Origin of the sequence: Dactylosporangium sp. CA-152071, from assembly GCF_050936335.1 — a bacterium.
GTDB lineage: Bacteria > Actinomycetota > Actinomycetes > Mycobacteriales > Micromonosporaceae > Dactylosporangium > Dactylosporangium maewongense.
Genome location: NZ_JBNJMZ010000002.1, coordinates 3,146,105 through 3,164,108 on the forward strand (window position 1 = coordinate 3,146,105; position 18,004 = coordinate 3,164,108).

An 18,004-nucleotide genomic window follows, 5' to 3' on the forward strand; every position below is an offset into this window, starting at 1 on the left:
CGAACACCCGGCGTCACTCGGGGAGGGAGGCGAGCCGGGATTCGAGGAAGGCGCGCTCGACCTCGTTGTCGCACAGGGCGATGGCGGCGCGGTAGGCGTCCGCGGCGTCCGGCAGGCGGTGCAGGCGGCGCAGCAGGTCGGCGCGGGTCGCCGGCAGGTAGTGGTACGACGCCAGGCGGGGGTCCGCGGCCAGCTCGTCGACCAGGGCCAGGGCGGCCGAGGGGCCGTCGGACATGGCGACGACGACCGCGCGGTTCAGGGCGACGACAGGGGACGGCCAGGCGCGCAGGAGCAGGTCGTACAGGCCGCGCAGCTGCCGCCAGTCGGTGGCGGCGTAGGTGGGGGCCTCGGTGTGGACGGCGGCGATGGCGGCCTGCAGGGCGAAGCGGCCCGGGCGGCCGCCGCGCAGCGCGGCGCGGACGAGGTCGAGGCCGGCGGTGATCTGGGGGCGGTCCCAGCGGGCGCGGTCCTGCTCCTCCAGCAGCAGCAGGCGGCCGTCGGGGGCGGTCCGGGTGGCGCGGCGGGCGTCGTGCAGGAGCATGAGGGCGAGCAGGGCGCGGGCCTCGCGCTCGTCGGGCATGAGGGCGCACAGGGTGCGGGCCAGGTCGAGGGCGCGGTCGACGAGGTCGGCGCGGACCAGGCCGGGGCCGGTCGGGGCGGCGTGGCCGGTGGTGAAGACCAGGTGCACGACGGTCAGGACGGCGTCGAGCCGGTCCGGGAGCTGTTCGAGGGGCGGCACGCGGTACGGGATGGCCGCCGCGGCGATCTTCTTCTTGGCGCGGGTGACCCGGGCCGCCATGGTCGGCTCGCTGACGAGGAATGCGTGGGCGATCTCGTCGGTGGTCAGGCCGCAGACGAGGCGGAGCGTGAGGGCGAGCTGGGCCTCCCGGGCCAGCGCCGGGTGGCAGCACGTGAACACCAGGCGCAGGCGGTCGTCGGGGATCTCCTCCCCGGCGTCGTCCCCGGCGTCGTCCCCGGCGTCGGGGACCACCAGGAGCGGCAGCTTCGAGCGCAGCGTCGCGGCACGCTTGTGGGCGTTGAGGGCGCGGCGCTGCGCGGCGACGGTCAGCCAGGCGCCGGGGTTGGCCGGCACGCCCTGGCGCAGCCAGGCGTCCATGGCGGACACGTACGCGTCCTGGACGCACTCCTCGGCGAGGTCGAGGTCGCGCGCGACGCGCACCGTCGCGGCGAGCACCCTGGCCCACTCGCGACGGTGCGCGTCGGCGACCGCCTGCCTGACAGCGGCGGACTCCACGAACGGCGCGGCCTACTCGAAGACCATCACCGGGCGGACCTCGACGCCGCCGAAGCGGGCCGGGCACAGCTTGGCGATCTCCAGCGCCTCGTCGAGGTCCTTCGCCTCGATCACGTAGTAGCCGCCGAGGACCTCCTTGGTCTCGACGAACGGGCCGTCGGTGACGACGTCGCCGCGGATCGAGGTGGCCGTCGCGACCGCCTGGAGGGCGTTGCCGCCGACCAGCCGCTCGCCGACCTGCTCCGAGAAGCGGTTGTGGGCGTCCATGACCTCCTGGTACACGGACTTGTCGGCGCTCTCGTAGTCCGCCTCGTTCTCGTAGATGAGGATCAGGTACTGGGCCATCGTGGCTGCTCCTTCAAGGGAATGCGTCCTCTTACACTCCTACGTCAATCGGCACCGGACCCGAATCGACAGGCCGGGCGAAAAATTTGTACGCGAGTGCGCAGCCGGCCACGGCGAGGGTGCCCAGGACGTACCAGCCGCTGAGTGCGAGCAGTCCGAACGACGCGGCGCAGGAGACCGCCGCGCACCACCACACGGGCGTGCGGCGCGGCAGGAGGCGCAGCGCGGCGGCGGTGCCCAGCACGTACACGAGGACGAACGCACCGCTGGTGAGCAGGACCAGCGGGCGGGTGCCGGTGCCGGTCGCCGTCACGAGCAGCAGCGACGCGCCGCCCAGCGCCGCGACGACGGCGAGGCTGCGCCGGGGCACCTCGCCGGCGCCGCTGCCCCGCCCGAACCACGCGGGCAGCGCCCGGTCGCGGCCGAGCGCGGCACCGAGCTTGGCCGCGCCGGCGTAGTAGGCGTTCATCGTGCCGAGCGTCAGCAGCACCGCGGCGCCGGCGGTGAGCGCCTTGACCTGCCCGCCGACGCCGCGGGCGAGCAGCTCGGCGAGGGGTGCGTCGCCGGGCGCGGGGCCCAGCACCAGGATGCTGGCGGCGGCGATGCCGAAGTACAGCACGCCGACGACGACCAGGGCGATCGCCGTGGCCCGGGGCAGGTCGCGGGCGGGGCGCCGGAAGTCGCCGGCGAGGGACGTGACCGCCTCCCACCCGGCGAACCCCCAGACCAGCAGGGCCGCCGCCGACCCGACCGCCCACCAGCCGTGCGGGGCGAACGGCCGCAGGTTGCCGGGGTCGGCGTGCGGCAGCGCGGTCACGGTCGCCGTCAGCAGCAGCGTGACGAGCAGCAGCGCCAGCCCGAGCTGCAGCCGGCCGGACACCCGCACGCCCCCGAGGTTGCCGGCCGTCACCACGAGCATGAGCGCGGCGGCCGTCAGCAGCTCCGTGCGGGTGCCGCCGCCGAGCGCCGCGGCCACGTACGCCCCGGCGAACAGCGCCGCGGCCGGCGCGCCGACCGGCACGGCGAGGTAGAAGCACCAGCCGACGACCGCCGCGGCGCGGTCGCCGAACGCCTTGCCCGCATACGTGGCGACACCGCCCGAGTCGGGGAACCTGGCGCCGAGCGCCGCGAACGTCGCCGCGAGGGGCACCGACAGGGCGATCAGGGCGGCCCACGCGACGAGCGACGCCGGTCCGGCGGTCTGCGCGGCGAGGGCGGGCAGCGCGATGACCCCGGTGCCGAGGACCGCGCCGATGGACAGGGCCGCCCCTTGGGGCACGTTCAACATGCCTGCTATTCGACATCCCCCGCGGATCAAGAGCGAGTGGCAGGAATGCCATGTTGGGTAAGATTCCAGCCATGCGTCATCTCGTCGGCGTCGCGGTCACCGAGGACATGCCGGTCTTCGAGCTGGCCGTGCCGTGCGAGGTGTTCGGCATCGACCGGTCCGACCTGGCGGACCCCTGGTATGAGCTGCGCTTCGCCGCCGCCGCGCCGGGCGTCGTCCAGGCCCGTTCCGGGCTGTCCGTGACCGCACCCTACGACCTCGGCACGCTGGCCGACGTGGACACGCTGATCATCCCGGCGTTCGCCCGGGCCAGGCAGGTGGAGCCCCCGCCGGCGCTGGTCGAGGTGGTGCGGGAGGCGCACCGGCGCGGGAGGCGGATCGTCGCGATCTGCACCGGCGCGTATGTGCTCGCCGCCGCCGGCCTCCTCGACGGCCGCCGCGCCACGACCCACTGGATGAACGCCTTCGACTTCGCCCAGCGCCACCCCGCCGTCACGTTCGACCCCGACGTGCTCTACACGTCCGACGGCACGATCTTCACCTCGGCCGGCACCGGCGCCGCGATCGACCTCTGCCTGCACCTGGTCCGCCTCGACCACGGCGCCGCGGTCGCCAACGAGGTCGCCCGCCGCATGGTCGTCCCGCCGCACCGCGACGGCGGGCAGTCGCAGTTCGCCCACCCGCCGCCGCGCCCCCGCACCCCCGACGCGCTCAGCGTCGCCCTCGACTGGGCCAGGGCCCGCCTCGACCAGCCCCTGACCGTCGCCGACCTGGCCCGCGAGGCCCGCCTGAGCCCCCGCACGTTCGCCCGCCGCTTCCGCGAGTCGGTCGGCACCAGCCCGCTGCAGTGGCTGCTGCGGCAGCGGGTACGACTGGCGCAGGAGCTCCTGGAGACCACCGACGACTCGATCGAGCGCATCGCCCACCGGACGGGCCTCGGCACCCCCGCCAACCTGCGCGCCCACTTCGCCCGCCAGACCAGCGTCACCCCCACCACCTACCGTCAGGTCTTCCACCGCTGATCCGGAGTGTTCCGTGACCGTCGACGAGTTCATCCGCGTCTTCGCCGCACAGCGCCCGAATCTGGACTGGGTCCAGGCGGTGCAGCGGTTGCTGCCGGCACTGCACTGGGAGCAGGTGACCGCGCTGCTGGCGGCGATCCCCCGGGCCGGTCGCCGGACCCACGTGGAGCTGGTGCGCCTCCTGGCGCCGCACCTGGACCGCGCGCAGGTCGCCGAGGTGGCCACGATCATCGCGACGACCAAGGGCGCCGGGTCGCGGCTGGCGGCCCTCGGCTGCGTCGCCGACCGGCTGCCCGACGCGCAGCGCGACGACGCCGTGGCCGCCGCGGTGCGCCGCGCCGTCAAGGTACCCACGGAGGCGGACGACCTGCTCGCCTGGGCGGCGCCGTTCCTGCCGCCGGGCCGCCTGGTCGCCACGCTGCGGACCCTGCGGGCGCGGCAGGACCCCGGCAGGCACTACCAGACGCTCCGCCGTGTCGTGACCCGCCTGCCGCCCTCGACGAGGTGCTGTCGCTCCTGTCGGCGATCGAGCGGGATCCGGTGCGGGCGTTCGCGGTGGCGGAGGTGGCGCCGCTGCTCCCGCGGGACCGCCTGGGCGTCGCGCTGGCGCTGGCCCGGGACATCGGCACCGGCATCGACCGGGCCGGCGCGCTGACCGGGGTGGCGCCGCACCTGAAGCCGGACGAGAGCCACCACCGCGCCTGGCTGACCACCGCCGTGCTGCCCCGGCTGACCGCCGCCCAGGCGGCCCGTGTCACCGAGCTGGACCCTGGCGTCGACGAGCTGACCCGGCGGAAACGCACCGTCAGGCCGGGCGGAGGGCGGCGAAGACGTCGGGCCAGTTCGCCGGCAGGTTGTCCCAGATGAAGCGCTGGTAGCGGGTCATGAGGCCGACGGCGGCGGCGCGCACCTCCGCGTCGTCGGAGCGGATCGCCGCCACGCACCGGTCGAGGCAGTCCCATTCCTCCCGGTCGCGCTCCGGTACGCCGATCGTGGCCAGCGCCGCCTGGACGGCATCGTCCTCGAAGAAGCCGTCGTCCCACGCGGTCGCCGCGCCCAGCAGGTACATCAGCTGCGTGCTGGGCGTCAGCAGCTGCGCCGCGAGCGTCCCGCTGTCATAGGTGCGGTCCTCGTCCTCGCCCACGATGCCGGACTCCCCGACGGACAGGTCGACCAGGTCCCGCCAGTAGGCGACGTCGTGCGTCCCGTCCCGCTGCAGCATGTGCCGGCTCGCGAACTCCGCCATCCGCGCCGGGTCGTCGACCAGCGGCGAGACCGCGGTGTCCATGCTGTAGTCGAACCCGAAGAACCACCGGCGGCCGTCGACCACCATCGACTCGATGCCGCCGACCTGCCCTTCGCGGTCCGCGATCGGCGTGATGTCTCCCATGACGGGCGAGCGTAGTACGGCGGGTGGGCCTGACCGGCAGGCCGGAAGGTCCTGCCGGTCAGCGTCCGGTCCGAAGGGTCAGCAGGGGATCAGCTCGCCGCGGCGGGCCCGGACCCGGGTGCCGTCCACCAGCGTGATCTCGACCCGGCCGTTGGCGTCGGTGTCACCGAACGCGTAGATCTCCTTGCCGTCGTGCGGGGCCAGCTCGGCGTGGTGCACGCCGTTCCGGTCCGGCCGCAGGACCCACTTCAATTCCGGCGATTTACCCATTTCGCCCACCCCCTTCGTCCGAGGCTAACGGGCGAGACGGGCGCCCGGTGCGGACCGGCCGGGCGTGGTACCCGTGTGAGTGAGCCGGGGCGCGTTCATCGCAGACCGCCGGGCCAGGCGAGGTATTCGCGGAAGCCCGTCACGCGCCCGTCGCGCAGTTCGAAGATCAGGCACAGGCGCTGGGTGAAGGGTTCGCCGCGCATGGTGCCGGCGACGCGGACCTCGAAGGCGACGCCGGACTCCCCCGTCAGGACCGCCTGGACGACCAGATCCGCGCGGACCGAGGCGGCCAGCCAGTCGAAGAAGCGGACGGCGTCCTCGGCGCCGTGCCGCACGCCGGCGAAACCCTCGACCGGGACGTGGAACGTCACGGCGGGATCGAGCATGCCGATGAGCCGGGACCAGTCCCCGGTCGCGGCGCCGGCGATCCAGTGATTCATCGCCGTCATTGCGTGGTGCATTTCTATCGCCACTCCAGGAAAATCAATTCTGCGTGATTCAGGCAGAATGAAGGTCGGGGAAGCGCTCTACCGTCTGCTCTATTGACTGGACCATGGTGAATGCGAATACTCAAGTCATGTCGCCGCTCGACTCGGGATCCGCACAACGCAGCGCGAACCGCAGCCGCGTGATCCACGCGCTGCGGCAGCACGGTGCGATGAGCCGGGCCGCCCTCGCCGAGATAGGGCTGTCCCGGTCGACGGTCGCCAGCGTCGTCGGGGAGCTCATCGAGGCCGGCGCGGTGGTCGAGGTCGGCGGCGCCAACGGCCCCCATCCGAACGGCAACGGCAGCAGGAGCAAGGCGGGCCGGCCGCCCACCCTGATCGGGCTCAAGGGCGGCCTCGGCGTCGCGGTGGGCGTCGAGATCGGCAACGGGATCGTGCGGATCGCGATCTGTGACGTGGCACAGGCGATGCTGCGGCACAAGACGGTCCAGGTCGACGAGCAGACCTCGCCGCAGGACACCCTGCTGCTGGTCGACCGGCTGATCGACGAGCTGCTGGAGCAGACCGGGTTCCGGCGCGACGAGGTGATCGGCGTCGGCATCGCCATGCCGGGGCCGATCCAGCGGCGGACCGGGCTGACCGGCCGCGCGTGCACGCTCAAGCCGTGGGTGGGCCTCGACCCGCGGCTGCTCGCCCAGCACGTGCTCGGGCTGCCGGTGCACGCGGGCAACGACGCCAACCTCGCCGCCCTGGCCGAGATGACCTGGGGCGCCGCGCGGGGGCTGCGGGACTACGCGTACATCTACACCGCCACCGGCATCGGCGCGGGGTTCGTCATGGACGGACGCCTCTACGTCGGCGCCAACGGCACGGCCGGGGAGATCGGCCACACCACCATCAACGAGGACGGCCTGGTGTGCGCGTGCGGCGGCCGGGGGTGCCTGAACACCCTGGCCAACCCGGACGCCATCACCGACCAGCTGTGGCAGAGCCACGGCCGGCGGCCGTCGATCGGCGAGGTGATCAGCCTCGCGCACCAGGGTGACGCCGGGTGCCGCCGCGTCCTCGCCGACGCGGGCCGGCACATCGGGGTCGCGATGGCCAACATGTACAACCTGCTCGACCCCGAGCTGATCGTCCTCGGGGGCAGCCTCGCGCCGGCCGGTGACATCCTCATCGAGCCGCTGCGCCAGTCGATGATGCGCCGCGCGATCCACGCCGGGGAGGCCGTCCCCGACGTCGTCGCGGGTGAGATCGGGATCGACGTGGTCGTCGTCGTGGGTGCGGCCGCCGCCGTGCTCCGCGACGCCAACAGGTTCCCGCTGCCAGTCCGCTGACCAGCCGGCCGGCCTTCCCAACCCGTCGGCCGGCCGGCGCGCCAAATGCACCGGAATAGAAGAAACGGCCAGAGCGAAACAGCTCTGGCCGCCCTCGCCGCACGCCAATGCAGCAAACAACAACCGGCCGCGGATTGCCGTCCAGAGCCGATCGTCGAAGGTGGAGCAACCATGATTCTACCGCGTTCCGTCACGGCCCTTTTAGCGCTCACACTGCTGTTTCCGGTCGCCGCCGCCTGCAGTACCGGCGAGAACAGCCCCAAGGAGAGCAAAGGGAAAATCAAGATCGCGCTGTCGAACTCGTTCATCGGCAACGGCTGGCGCGTCGAGATGGAGAACGTGTTCAAGGCGGCCTGCGCGATGCCGCCGTACAAGGACCAGGTCGACTGCAGCGTGTTCAACGCCGGCAACGACGTCGCCACGCAGACCCGCCAGATCTCGAACCTGATCGCCCAGGGCGTGGACGGCATCGTCATCAACGCGGCGTCGACCAGCGGCCTCAACGGGGTCGTCCAGCAGGCCTGTGACCGCGGCATCGTCGTCGTGTCGTTCGACAACACCGTCGACGCCAAGTGCGGCCTGACGGTCAACACCGACCAGGTCAAGTTCGGCGAGCAGCTCGCCCAGTTCGTCGTGGACCAGCTCAAGGGCCAGGGCAACGTCGTCATGGTCACCGGCGTGGCCGGCACCGGCGCCGACAACGACCGCAACGCCGGCGCCAAGAAGGTCTTCGACGCCAACCCGGGCATCAAGGTCGTCGCCACGTACAGCGGGATGTGGGACTCCGCGACGGCCCAGCGGCAGACCGCGGCGCAGCTGCCGAGCCTGCCGAAGGTCGACGGCGTGTGGGTGTCCGGCGGCACCGACGGGGTGATCAAGGCGTTCATCGAGGCGAACCGGCCCGTGCCGGTGACCGGCGGCGAGGCGGAGAACGGCTTCCGCAAGTACCTGGCCGGGCTGTCGACGCCGAAGGTGAACGGCATGTCCATCGGGCAGCCGCCGTTCCTGTCGGTGATCTCGCTCGAGCTTGCCCGGGCCGTGATCAAGGGCGAGCACCCGAAGACCAGCGTGACGATCCCGTTCCCGATGGTGACGTCGGAGACGGTGAAGGTCGGCGAGACCGTGTTCCCGGACCTGCCGGACAGCTTCTTCGCCGACTTCACCGACTCGGGGCCGAACGCGACCGTGGTGCTGTGCCAGGAGGCCGCGACCGACGGCACGCCGTGCCCGGGCAGGACGCTCGCGGTGAAGCTCGGATGACGGACCAGACCGCCGTGCACGCCGAAGGGGTCGACCGCTCCTTCGGCGGGGTACGGGCCCTGCGGGACGCGTCCTTCTCGGCGCGCCCCGGCGAGATCCACGCCCTGGCCGGCGAGAACGGCGCCGGCAAGAGCACGATGATCAAGGTGCTCTGCGGCCTGGTGCGGCCCGACAAGGGGACCGTGCGCGTCACCGGGCGGCTCGCGACCGCCTTCCAGGAGCTCTCGCTGCTGCCGGACCTCACCGTCGCGGAGAACCTCCTGCTGCACGACCCGCCCCGCGGAAGGTTCGGGCTGGTCGCGCGGCGCCGGCTGGTGCCGGTGGCGGGACGGATCCTGAGCGACCACGGCATCCACGACCTCGACCCCGCGGCCGTGACCCGCGACCTGTCGGTGGCGCGCCGGCAGGTGGTGGAGCTGGTGCGGGTCCTCGCGACCCGCCCCGAGGTGCTGATCCTCGACGAGCCGACCGCGGCGCTGCAGGAGCAGCAGGTGGCGTGGCTGGCGGCGCACATGCGGCGGCTGCGGGAGGAGGGCTGCTGCGTGGTCTTCACCTCGCACCGGTGGCGCGAGATCGAGGCCCTGGCGGACCGGGTCACCGTGTTCCGCAACGGCACCCACGTCACCACCCGGTCGCGGCTGACCGAGTCCGAGGCGGTGACGCTGATGAGCGGCCGCACCCTGGAGGCCACCTACCCGCCGCTGGCCCCGCCGCAGGACACCGTCGCGCTCGAGGCGCGGGTCGGCGAGGTCGACATCACGGTGCGGCGCGGCGAGATCGTCGGCATCGGCGGCCTGGCCGGGCAGGGGCAGCGCGAGCTGTTCCTGCGGCTCTTCGGCATCGGGCGGCAGCAGGTCACCGTCGGCGGCATCCGGACCACGATCAGGAGGCCGAAGGACGCGATCCGGGCCGGCATCGGCATCGCGTACGTGCCGGAGGACCGCAAGGCGGAGGGCCTGCTGCTGCCCATGTCGGTGCGGGACAACCTGGCCCTCGCCACCCTCGAGCGGCGGTCGGTGGCCGGGTTCGTGCGCCGGGCCGCCGAGCGCGCGGCGGTGCAGGGCGTCGTCGACCGGCTGGCGGTGCGGGCCGCCTCGACGGCGCACCCCGTCGGCACCCTCTCCGGCGGCAACCAGCAGAAGGTCCTGATGGGCCGCTGGCTGCTCAGCGGGGCCGAGGTGCTGCTGCTGTTCGACGTGACGCGGGGCGTGGACGCCGCGACCAAGCACGACTTCTACGTCCTCGTCGCCGGTCTCGCCGCGCAGGGGCGGGCGGTCCTGCTGTACAGCAGCGAGACCGAGGAGATCGCGCACCTGTGCCACCGGGTCCTGGTGATGCGGGAGGGGCGGGTCGCCGCCACCCTCGACGGGCCGGTCGGCGACGCCGAGCGCATCGTCGCGGCCGCCATGAAGGAGCATCAGCATGTCTGAGCTGCGGGCCGCGACGCTCGGCTACGCGGTGCTCGCGGCCACCGCCGCGGCCTACCTCGCCGTCTACACCACGAGCCTCGGGCACCTGCCGACGCCGTTCGACTACCTGTCGCTGCTCAACACGTCGCTGCCCCTCGTCTTCGTGGCGATCGGGCAGAGCCTGGTCGTGCTGACCGGCGGCATCGACCTGTCCGTCGGCGGGATGGTCGGCCTCGGCGTCGCGATCGTCGCGGCCGGGTCGACCGGCAGCGCGGCCGTCACCGCGGGCTGGATGCTCGCGGCGGTCGCCGCCGGGGCCGCCTGCGGCGCCGTCAACGGGGTCGTCGTCGCCAGGGGGCGCATCGCGCCGATCCTCACCACCCTCGCCACCCTGTCCGTCTACAGTGGACTCGCGCTCAAGGTGCTGCCGGTGCCGGGCGGCGAGATCTCCCCGGCGGTCCGCTCGGTGCTCACCGACCCGGACCTGCCGACGGGGCTGATCTGGCTCGGCGCCGCGGTCGCCGGGTGGCTGGTGCTGCGCCGCACCCGCTTCGGCATGCGGGTCTACGCCGTCGGCAGCGACGAGGCGGCCGCCCGCGCCTCCGGCGTGCCGACGGTCCGGGTGAAGGTGGGGGTGTACAGCCTGTCGGGGCTGTGCAGCGGCCTCGCCGCGGTGTTCTACGTGTCGACGACGACGTCGGGCGACCCGAACGCCGGCGACCCGTTCATCCTCACGTCGATCGCCGCGGTCGTCGTGGGCGGGATCGCGTTCGCCGGCGGGCGCGGCTCCGCCCTGGGCGCGGTCGCCGGGGCGTTCGCGCTGACCCTCGTCATCGACGTGCTGTTCTTCGCCGGCATCGATCCGCTGTACCAGTCGCTGTTCCAGGGCCTGTTCCTGGTCGTCGCGGTGCTGCTCGGCAGCCTGCTGCGCTGGCGGCGGTCCGGCAGCCCGCTGCGCTTGCGGCGGTTCGGCAGCCCGCTGCGCTTGCGGCGGTTCGGCGGCCTGCTGCGCTGGAGGCGGTCATGAACCTGGAAGCCGTGCTGCGCAAGGCCGCCCCGCAGCGGCGGATCCGGTACGCGTTCGCGGCCGCCGCCACGATCCTCGTCGCCGGGGCGGTCATCCACCCCGGATTCGGGTCGTGGCCGAGCCTGCGCACGATGCTGGTCCTCGCCAGCTTCATCGGGTTCGTCGGCGCCGGGCAGATGCTCGTCGTCCTCGTCGGCGGCATCGACCTGTCGATGCCGTGGGTGCTCAACGGCGCCGCGATCGTCCTCACCACGAGCAGCCTCGGCCAGTCCGGCCGGCTGCCGCTCGCGGTCCTCCTCGCGCTCGGCACCGGCGCCGCCGTCGGGCTGTGCAACGGGCTCGGCGTCGCGTGGCTCGGCGTGCCCGCGGTCGTCATGACCCTCGGCATGAACGGCGTCCTGCAGGGGCTGTCCCTCGGCCTGTCGAAGGGGCTCACCTGCGCCTCGTGCGCGTCGTACGCCCCGGAGCCGCTGCGCCGGCTCGTGGTCGGGCGGGTGTGGGGCGTGCCGTCGCAGTTGCTGCTGTGGGCCGGGGTGGCGCTGCTCGTGACGGTGCTGCTGACCTTCACCACGTTCGGCCGCCGGGTCTACGCGGTCGGCAACAACCCGCGCGCCGCCTTCCTCGCCGGGGTCGGCGTCCGGCCGGTCACGGTCGCGCTGTATGTGCTCAGCGGCGTGTTCGCGGCCCTGGCGGGGGTCACGCTCGTCGCCTACGGCGGGCAGCCGTCGCTCGGGCTCGGCGACCCGTACCTGTTCGAGTCGATCGCGGCGGTCGTCGTCGGCGGCGTCTCGATCCTCGGCGGGCGCGGCCACTACGCCGGCGTCGTCGCCGGATCGGTCACCCTGGTCGCCATCGTGACGCTGCTCCAGGCGGAGCGGGTCCCGGAGTACGGTCGGAACGTCATCTATGGTCTGGTGATCCTCGCCATCCTCTTCACCTACGGCAGGGAGCGCGCCGATGACTGAGACCCCGGCTGACACACTCTGCGACATCCCCTGCGAGCTGGGCGAGAGCACGCTGTGGGACGACGTCACGGGCCGGCTGCACTGGGTCGACATCGACCGGGCGCTGCTGTTCACCCTCGACTGGGCCACCCGCGGGGTGGCGAGCATCCGCCTGCCGGCCACGGTCGGCAGCGTCGGGCTGCGGTCCGGCGGCGGCCTGGTCGCGGCGCTGCGGCACGCCCTGGCCTTCGTCGCCGACGACGGCACCGTCGAGGTCGTCGCCGAGGTGGAGTCCGATGTACCGGGCAACCGCTGCAACGACGGCGCCGTCGATCCCGGGGGCCGCTTCTGGTTCGGCACGATGAACGAGACGGAGGCGACGGCGAGCGGCGCGTTCTACTGCCTGCGCGAGGACCTGAGCGTCACGAAGGCGTTCGGCGGCGTCGTCGTCTCCAACGGCCCGGCGTGGAGCCCCGACGGGCGCACCCTGTACCACGTCGACTCCGCCCGCAGCCGGATCACCGCCTACGAGTTCGACCCCGCGACGGGCGCCGTGGGGGGCGGGCGGCTCTTCGCCTCCGACGAGGACGAGGCGTGGTTCCCGGACGGGGTGACGGTCGACGCGGACGGCTTCGTGTGGAACTGCAAGTGGGACGGCGGGCGGATCGTCCGCTACTCCCCCGACGGCCGGATCGACCGGGTGGTGGAACTGCCGGTGCCCCGCCCGACGCGGTGCGCGTTCGTCGGGCCGGAGCTGCAGCTCATGGCGGTGACGAGCGCCCGCCGCGGGCGCGGCGCCGCGGCGCCCCGGTCGGGGCACCTGCTGCTGCTCGACCCGGACGCGACCGGCCTGCCGGCCGCCCGGTTCACGGGACGGTGAAAGGCGGCGGGCCGAGGCCCGCCGCCTTCGCTTTGCCGGCGACCGTGGTCAGTCCTGACGTCGCCGGCGACCGTGGTCAGTCCTGACGTCGCCGGCGACCGTGGTCAGCCGGCTTCGCCGACTGTGGTCAGTCCTGGGTGAGCGACGTGCGCAGGGTGCGCAGGGCGCCGGCCAGGAGGCGGGACACGTGCATCTGGGAGATGCCGAGCTCCGCGGCGATCTGCGACTGCGTCAGGTTGCCGTGGAACCGCATCGCGATGATCTTCTGCTCGCGGGCCGGGAGCTTCGCCAGCAGCGGGCGCAGCGCCTCGCGGTTCTCCACGTTGGCCATGTCGGGGTCGTCGCCGCCGAGCAGGTCGCCGAGGCCCGTGACGCCGCCGTCGCCGGCCTCGCCGACGGGCGCGTCCAGCGACAGCGCGCGGTACGCCTGCCCGCAGTCCAGGCCCTCGATGACGTCCTCCTCGCTCGCCCCGAGCTTCGCCGCGAGGTCCGCGACCGTCGGGGAGCGGCCCAGGTCCTGGGCGAGGTCGCCGGAGACCTTCGAGATCTCCAGGCGCAGCTCCTGCAGGCGGCGGGGCACGCGGACGTCCCAGCCCTTGTCACGGAAGTGGCGCTTGAGCTCGCCGACGATCATCGGGATGGCGTAGCTGGTGAAGGCGGCACCGCGCTCCGGGTCGAACCCGTCGACCGACTTGATCAGCCCGAGGTTGGCGACCTGGGCGAGGTCGTCGAACTGCTCGCCGCGGTTGCGGAAGCGCCGGGCGAGGTACTCGGCGAGGGGGATGTACAGCTCGATGAGGCGGGCCCGGACGCGGTCGCGGTCGGTGCCGGCGGGCAGGTCGCCGAGCAGCGACAGCAACGCCTTGGCCTGGGCGTCGGTCTCCCTGGTCCGGTGCGAACCGGCGCCCGTGGCCGCGTCGGCGGCCGGGACGGAGTCGACGTCGTGGAGGTCGGCGGTGCGAGTGGCGTCAGTGTGCAGGTCAGTGCTCACGGCAGGGTCAGCCTTTCGGTGCAATGACCGGTCCGTCCTGTAGGACGTCGTTTAAGGCAACGCCGAGCAGGGCATCCCCAGCTTGAGGGCGCACGAGACTCGAGACCGGTCAGAAAATCGCTCACAGCGCCCGTGTCTTGAGCGCCGGCGGTGAGACCGAGAACCGTCACGGCACCGGGTGGACCGCCGCTGTCTGGACGGGCCCGGCCGGTGACCCGCCGCGCACGCTGCTTGCGCAACATGTGGCAGGCCGCCGGAGGTGACGACTCACCCACCGTACAACAGATTGCCGCATGACAACAGTCGCACCCCTCCGACCGGCGTGTCAGCCCTCTAGCAGGTCGTTCATCGCCGCAGGGTCGCCGGGCAGGCCAAACGACCGCAGCAGCCCCGACACGTCGCCGGACTTCCGCCCGCCGATCTGCCACGCGGCGGGCGCCTCCGCCAGCGCCCGCACCAGTCTCTGCCGCGGGCCGGCCACGCCGGACCCGGGACCGTCCGGGAACACGAGCCGCAGCGCGGTGCCGAGCACCGGCAGGGTCTCCACGCCGGTGACCGTCCCGAGCCGGGCCAGCAGTGCGTCCAGGGCGGCGTCACCGGCGGCGAGCGCGGGCAGGGACAGCGCCGCGTAGCCGGCCAGGTCACCGCCGAGGAACGGGATGCCGGCCCGGGCGGTGCTCGCGCCCCCGGCCCAGCGCAGCAGCTCCTGCGTGGCCTCGTCGCCGGCACCGGCGCCCCGGACCCGGGCGAGTGCGACCGCCGCCGCCCAGCGGATCTCCCCCCTGGTGTCGCGCAGCGCCGCCGGCACGACGGTGCCGAGCAGCCCGAGCGACACGACCGCGGTGGCGGCGACGGACCGGGACGGGTCGGCGACCGCCGCGGTGAGCACCGCGACGCTCGCGGCGTCGTCCTCGGGGAACCAGCCGAGCGTGAACGCCGCGGCCGCCCGCAACGCGGCGTCACCGTGCGCGTCGCCGCCGACGACGAGTTCCCGCAGCACGGGCAGGCCGGCGCGCACGGCGTCGTAGGCGGCCAGCTCCACGTGCGCCGCCATGGCCGACCGCTGGTCGTCGTCGAGAGCCTCCCAGTAGTCCAGGCGGCTCTCCCCCTCGAAGTCCTCGTCCTCGTCGTCCTCGGCCGGCGGTGGCGCGGCACGCAGCAGCTCGGCGCCGCCCACGGCCGCGGCCCGCAGCTCGGCGACCGGGAACCCGTCCGGCAGCCACGCCCCGTGGTGCCCGACGGCGATCGACGCGACCAGCTCCACGACCGCGGCCCGGTCCGGGGTCGCCGGGTCCGCCAGGAGCTCCAGCAGGAACGGCACCGCCGGGGCGCTCGCCTCGTACCGGGTCCCCTGGTGGCAGATCCCGCCAATGAGCCCTGACAGCGCCCCGCGCCGGTCCCCGGCGGCGCCGGAGCGCAGCGCCCGCAGGTGACCGGGCACGTCGGCGGCCGGGCCGTACGCGTGCTCCAGCGAGGCCCAGTCGATCTCGTCGAGTCCGTCCAGCACGGTCGCAGAACCTACCCCATTAAGGTGGATGGATGACCGGTCTCGGCGACGTCGACGCCAGCGTTCCCAATGTGGCCCGCATGTACGACTACTACCTCGGCGGGTATCACAACTTCGCCGCCGACCGCGAGGCCGCGGAGCAGATCCTCGCGATCTTCCCGGACACGCCCGCGGCGGCCAGGACCAACCGGCGGTTCCTGCAGCGGGCGGTGCAGCACCTGGACCGGGCCGGCGTGCGGCAGTTCCTCGACATCGGCACGGGGCTGCCGACGCAGGGCAACGTGCACGAGATGACCGACGGCCGGGTCGTCTACGTCGACAACGACCCCGTGGCCGTCGCCCAGGCACGGTCCCTTGTGGACGGTCTGGACCGCGTGTCGGTGGCGTGCCGGGACCTGCGGGACCCGGAGGCGCTGCTCGCCGACCCCGACGTCGCCGGGCACCTCGACTTCGGCGAGCCGGTCGCGATCCTGATGGTGTCGATCCTGCACTTCGTGCCCGACGAGGCCGACCCGGGCGGCATCATCGCCCGGCTGCGCGACGCCACGGTCCCCGGCAGCCACCTCGTCGTCTCCCACCTCACCCTGGACGGGGTCCCCGCCGCGCCCGCCGCCGCCGGCCAGCAGGTGTACCGGCGGTCCAGCGCGCCGATCGTCCCCCGTACCAGGGCGGAGATCGCTGCCCTGTTCGACGGTTACGACCTGCTCGACCCGGGGCTGGTGTGGCTCGGCGACTGGCGCCCCGACAACGGCGAGGAGCAGGTCTCCCACGGGTACGGCGCCGTGGGCGTTCGGCCGGGCCGCTGACAGCAAGGCGTGGGCGTGCGGCCGGCTCGCTGACGGCAAGGCGGGGGCGGGCGGCCGATTCGGAGCTGACGGGGGCGCGGATGGGTCGCTGACAGCAAGCCGACACCGACCCATCCATCGACCCGGGTGAAGGCGAAGTCCTCTCGTGCGGCGGTCACCGGACCGCTCCAGACGCGAGGGGACCACGCAGATGACCACTCCAACCCGGGCAGGCCGCCGGTGGCGCGCCACCGCGGCCGCGCTCGTGGCGGCCGGTGTGGCGTTCGCCGGCCTCGGGCCCGGCACGTCGTCGGCCTCGAGCCACCGGGAGGCGCCGCTCGTCGCCGCCGACCCTGCCGTCGACAACACCGACCTGTACGCGTTCGTCAGCCCCGAACGGGCCGGGTACGTCACCTTCATCGCCAACTGGCAGCCGTTCTCGGCACCGGACGGCGGCCCGAACTTCTTCCCCTTCGCCACCGACGCCGTCTACAACATCAACGTCGACAGCGACGGCGACGCGAAGGCCGACGCGGTGTTCCGCTGGACGTTCCAGAACATCGACCGCCGCGGCGGCGACACGTTCCTCTACGCCAACGGTCCCGTCACCTCGATCGACGACGAGAACCTGCTCTTCCGCCAGACGTACACGCTGGAGTCCTCGTTCCACGGCGAGCCCTTCAAGACGCGGGTCACCGGCGCGCCGGTCGCGCCGTCCCGGGTCGGCAAGGCCACGATGCCCGACTACGCGAAGCTGCGCGGCGAGGCCGACAAGCGGCTCCCCGGCGGCTGGAACGTCTACGCCGGCCAGGCCGACGACCCGTTCTTCCTGGACCTGCGGGTGTTCGACCTGCTGTACGGCGGCGACCTGAGCGAGGTCGGGCAGGACACCCTCGCCGGCTACAACGTCAACACGATCGCGCTGCAGGTGCCGTTCTCCGACGTGGCGCTCAAGGGCGACGTGAAGCGCAACCCGGTCATCGGGATCTGGACGACCACCGAGCGGGCCAAGACCCGCGTCACCGGGCAGTCCGGCCCTGTCACCGGCGAGAAGGTGCAGGTGTCCCGGCTGGGCAACCCGCTGGTCAACGAGGTCGTCGTGCCGGCGTCGCTGAAGGACGCGTTCAACTCGATCAGCCCCGACCAGGACGCCGGCATCCCCGCCGTCGTCGCCCGGGTCACCGACCCCGAGCTGCCGAAGCTCATCGAGGGCATCTACAAGGTGCCGGCGCCCGCCGCACCCCGCAACGACCTCGTCGAGATCTTCCTGACCGGCATCACGACCAAGGCCGGCGGGCCGATCAAGGCCGACCTCAACTCGCAACTCAACAACGCCGACGTCGTCGCGGCCGACTTCCGGCCGTCGGAGATGCTGCGGCTCAACCTCGGCGTGCCGGTCGCCGCGCAGCCCAACCGGCTCGGCGTGCTCGCCGGCGACCTGCAGGGCTTCCCGAACGGCCGGCGGCTCACCGACGACGTCGTCGACATCGCCGTGCAGGCGGTCGAGGGCGCGGCGCTGACCGGCAAGCTCGTCGACGCCCTGGCCACCGGCGACAAGGTGGACGCGAACGACAACGCGTTCGGTGCGCAGTTCCCGTACGTGGCGCTGCCCAACGGCTCGGCGCCGTCCCCGGTGCGGCCGTCCGCCGCCGCGTCCGCGTCCGTCGCGGCGCAGCCGGCCACCACGCCGTCGGCGTTCGAGTCGGGCACCGGCATGACGGCCGTCGCGGTCAGCACGTCGGCGATCGCGGCCGGCCTCGGCACCCTGCTCTTCGTCGGCTGGTGGCGGCGGCGCCGCGGGTCCGTCCAGCCCTGACCCGTTCCCCGGGGGCGCGCTTCGTGCGCGTG

The 18,004-nt window shown here is 73.4% G+C and carries 18 protein-coding genes; 10 read left to right on the forward strand and 8 right to left on the reverse strand.

Translation table 11 applies throughout. The features are described from left to right. Window positions 1-13 precede the first annotated feature (13 nt). The 3 genes from ACQEVZ_RS54100 to ACQEVZ_RS54110 form a co-directional block, all read right to left on the reverse strand. Window positions 14-1,195, reverse strand: a complete 1,182-nt coding sequence (locus ACQEVZ_RS54100) for an RNA polymerase sigma factor (protein WP_433386171.1) — start codon at window positions 1,193-1,195, stop codon at window positions 14-16. A 72-nt stretch (window positions 1,196-1,267) separates the two neighbouring features. Then, complete coding sequence (locus ACQEVZ_RS54105) at window positions 1,268-1,600, reverse strand: YciI family protein (protein ID WP_354901373.1); 333 nt, start codon at window positions 1,598-1,600, stop codon at window positions 1,268-1,270. Between the two features lie 31 nt (window positions 1,601-1,631). Beyond that, window positions 1,632-2,888: an APC family permease gene (locus ACQEVZ_RS54110; protein ID WP_344502268.1), complete on the reverse strand. Its 1,257-nt coding sequence runs from the start codon at window positions 2,886-2,888 to the stop codon at window positions 1,632-1,634. 71 nt (window positions 2,889-2,959) lie between these two features. Here ACQEVZ_RS54110 and ACQEVZ_RS54115 point away from each other — a divergent pair, with 71 nt between their 5' ends. Next, window positions 2,960-3,910: a GlxA family transcriptional regulator gene (locus ACQEVZ_RS54115; protein ID WP_433383616.1), complete on the forward strand. Its 951-nt coding sequence runs from the start codon at window positions 2,960-2,962 to the stop codon at window positions 3,908-3,910. Window positions 3,911-3,923: 13 nt separating this feature from the next. Further along, the gene (locus ACQEVZ_RS54120; protein ID WP_433383618.1) at window positions 3,924-4,565 is read left to right on the forward strand and encodes a hypothetical protein; all 642 of its coding nucleotides are present in this window, start codon (window positions 3,924-3,926) and stop codon (window positions 4,563-4,565) included. A 150-nt stretch (window positions 4,566-4,715) separates the two neighbouring features. Here ACQEVZ_RS54120 and ACQEVZ_RS54125 read toward each other — a convergent pair whose 3' ends face one another. From ACQEVZ_RS54125 to ACQEVZ_RS54135, 3 genes are all read right to left on the reverse strand, one after another. Then, window positions 4,716-5,300, reverse strand: coding sequence for a hypothetical protein (locus ACQEVZ_RS54125; protein WP_433383620.1), 585 nt, complete (start codon window positions 5,298-5,300; stop codon window positions 4,716-4,718). A gap of 78 nt (window positions 5,301-5,378) precedes the next feature. Next, window positions 5,379-5,570 (reverse strand): hypothetical protein, encoded by a 192-nt coding sequence (locus ACQEVZ_RS54130; RefSeq protein ID WP_344502264.1) that lies wholly within the window; start codon window positions 5,568-5,570, stop codon window positions 5,379-5,381. Window positions 5,571-5,665: 95 nt separating this feature from the next. Further along, window positions 5,666-6,010, reverse strand: a complete 345-nt coding sequence (locus ACQEVZ_RS54135; protein WP_433383622.1) for a nuclear transport factor 2 family protein — start codon at window positions 6,008-6,010, stop codon at window positions 5,666-5,668. 137 nt (window positions 6,011-6,147) lie between these two features. On the opposite strand from ACQEVZ_RS54135, the gene ACQEVZ_RS54140 reads away from it, so the two are divergent. From ACQEVZ_RS54140 to ACQEVZ_RS54165, 6 genes are all read left to right on the forward strand, one after another. Then, window positions 6,148-7,353: an ROK family protein gene (locus ACQEVZ_RS54140; RefSeq protein ID WP_433383624.1), complete on the forward strand. Its 1,206-nt coding sequence runs from the start codon at window positions 6,148-6,150 to the stop codon at window positions 7,351-7,353. A 171-nt stretch (window positions 7,354-7,524) separates the two neighbouring features. Further along, window positions 7,525-8,613 carry a sugar ABC transporter substrate-binding protein gene (locus tag ACQEVZ_RS54145; RefSeq protein ID WP_433383626.1) on the forward strand — a complete coding sequence of 363 codons (1,089 nt, stop codon included), beginning with the start codon at window positions 7,525-7,527 and terminating at the stop codon, window positions 8,611-8,613. Next, window positions 8,610-10,043, forward strand: coding sequence for a sugar ABC transporter ATP-binding protein (locus ACQEVZ_RS54150; protein WP_433383628.1), 1,434 nt, complete (start codon window positions 8,610-8,612; stop codon window positions 10,041-10,043). The genes ACQEVZ_RS54145 and ACQEVZ_RS54150 overlap by 4 nt, the downstream gene beginning before the upstream one ends. After that, window positions 10,036-11,049, forward strand: a complete 1,014-nt coding sequence (locus ACQEVZ_RS54155; RefSeq protein ID WP_433383630.1) for an ABC transporter permease — start codon at window positions 10,036-10,038, stop codon at window positions 11,047-11,049. The genes ACQEVZ_RS54150 and ACQEVZ_RS54155 overlap by 8 nt, the downstream gene beginning before the upstream one ends. Further along, the gene (locus ACQEVZ_RS54160) at window positions 11,046-12,014 is read left to right on the forward strand and encodes an ABC transporter permease (RefSeq protein ID WP_433383632.1); all 969 of its coding nucleotides are present in this window, start codon (window positions 11,046-11,048) and stop codon (window positions 12,012-12,014) included. Before ACQEVZ_RS54155 ends, ACQEVZ_RS54160 begins: the two co-directional genes overlap by 4 nt. After that, on the forward strand, window positions 12,007-12,873 hold the full coding sequence (locus ACQEVZ_RS54165; RefSeq protein WP_433383634.1) for an SMP-30/gluconolactonase/LRE family protein: 867 nt from the start codon (window positions 12,007-12,009) through the stop codon (window positions 12,871-12,873). The genes ACQEVZ_RS54160 and ACQEVZ_RS54165 overlap by 8 nt, the downstream gene beginning before the upstream one ends. A 127-nt stretch (window positions 12,874-13,000) precedes the next feature. Here ACQEVZ_RS54165 and ACQEVZ_RS54170 read toward each other — a convergent pair whose 3' ends face one another. After that, window positions 13,001-13,864 (reverse strand): SigB/SigF/SigG family RNA polymerase sigma factor, encoded by an 864-nt coding sequence (locus ACQEVZ_RS54170; RefSeq protein ID WP_433383636.1) that lies wholly within the window; start codon window positions 13,862-13,864, stop codon window positions 13,001-13,003. A 325-nt stretch (window positions 13,865-14,189) separates the two neighbouring features. Then, the gene (locus ACQEVZ_RS54175; RefSeq protein ID WP_433383638.1) at window positions 14,190-15,371 is read right to left on the reverse strand and encodes a hypothetical protein; all 1,182 of its coding nucleotides are present in this window, start codon (window positions 15,369-15,371) and stop codon (window positions 14,190-14,192) included. Between the two features lie 32 nt (window positions 15,372-15,403). Here ACQEVZ_RS54175 and ACQEVZ_RS54180 point away from each other — a divergent pair, with 32 nt between their 5' ends. Both ACQEVZ_RS54180 and ACQEVZ_RS54185 read left to right on the forward strand, forming a co-directional pair. Next, window positions 15,404-16,177, forward strand: coding sequence for an SAM-dependent methyltransferase (locus ACQEVZ_RS54180; RefSeq protein ID WP_433383640.1), 774 nt, complete (start codon window positions 15,404-15,406; stop codon window positions 16,175-16,177). 190 nt (window positions 16,178-16,367) lie between these two features. Beyond that, window positions 16,368-17,972, forward strand: coding sequence for a DUF4331 domain-containing protein (locus ACQEVZ_RS54185; protein ID WP_433383642.1), 1,605 nt, complete (start codon window positions 16,368-16,370; stop codon window positions 17,970-17,972). Window positions 17,973-18,004 lie beyond the last annotated feature (32 nt).

Excerpts from the sequence above, each read along its gene's own strand:
- ACQEVZ_RS54145 (WP_433383626.1), top strand. The coding sequence starts at position 7,525 with ATGATTCTACCGCGTTCCGTCACGGCCCTTTTAGCGCTCACACTGCTG.
- ACQEVZ_RS54155 (WP_433383630.1), top strand. The coding sequence starts at position 10,036 with ATGTCTGAGCTGCGGGCCGCGACGCTCGGCTACGCGGTGCTCGCGGCC.
- ACQEVZ_RS54185 (WP_433383642.1), top strand. The coding sequence starts at position 16,368 with ATGACCACTCCAACCCGGGCAGGCCGCCGGTGGCGCGCCACCGCGGCC.
- ACQEVZ_RS54135 (WP_433383622.1), bottom strand. The coding sequence starts at position 6,010 with ATGAATCACTGGATCGCCGGCGCCGCGACCGGGGACTGGTCCCGGCTC.
- ACQEVZ_RS54165 (WP_433383634.1), top strand. The coding sequence starts at position 12,007 with ATGACTGAGACCCCGGCTGACACACTCTGCGACATCCCCTGCGAGCTG.
- ACQEVZ_RS54125 (WP_433383620.1), bottom strand. The coding sequence starts at position 5,300 with ATGGGAGACATCACGCCGATCGCGGACCGCGAAGGGCAGGTCGGCGGC.
- ACQEVZ_RS54150 (WP_433383628.1), top strand. The coding sequence starts at position 8,610 with ATGACGGACCAGACCGCCGTGCACGCCGAAGGGGTCGACCGCTCCTTC.
- ACQEVZ_RS54140 (WP_433383624.1), top strand. The coding sequence starts at position 6,148 with ATGTCGCCGCTCGACTCGGGATCCGCACAACGCAGCGCGAACCGCAGC.
- ACQEVZ_RS54110 (WP_344502268.1), bottom strand. The coding sequence starts at position 2,888 with ATGTTGAACGTGCCCCAAGGGGCGGCCCTGTCCATCGGCGCGGTCCTC.
- ACQEVZ_RS54130 (WP_344502264.1), bottom strand. The coding sequence starts at position 5,570 with ATGGGTAAATCGCCGGAATTGAAGTGGGTCCTGCGGCCGGACCGGAAC.
- ACQEVZ_RS54160 (WP_433383632.1), top strand. The coding sequence starts at position 11,046 with ATGAACCTGGAAGCCGTGCTGCGCAAGGCCGCCCCGCAGCGGCGGATC.
- ACQEVZ_RS54115 (WP_433383616.1), top strand. The coding sequence starts at position 2,960 with ATGCGTCATCTCGTCGGCGTCGCGGTCACCGAGGACATGCCGGTCTTC.
- ACQEVZ_RS54180 (WP_433383640.1), top strand. The coding sequence starts at position 15,404 with ATGACCGGTCTCGGCGACGTCGACGCCAGCGTTCCCAATGTGGCCCGC.
- ACQEVZ_RS54105 (WP_354901373.1), bottom strand. The coding sequence starts at position 1,600 with ATGGCCCAGTACCTGATCCTCATCTACGAGAACGAGGCGGACTACGAG.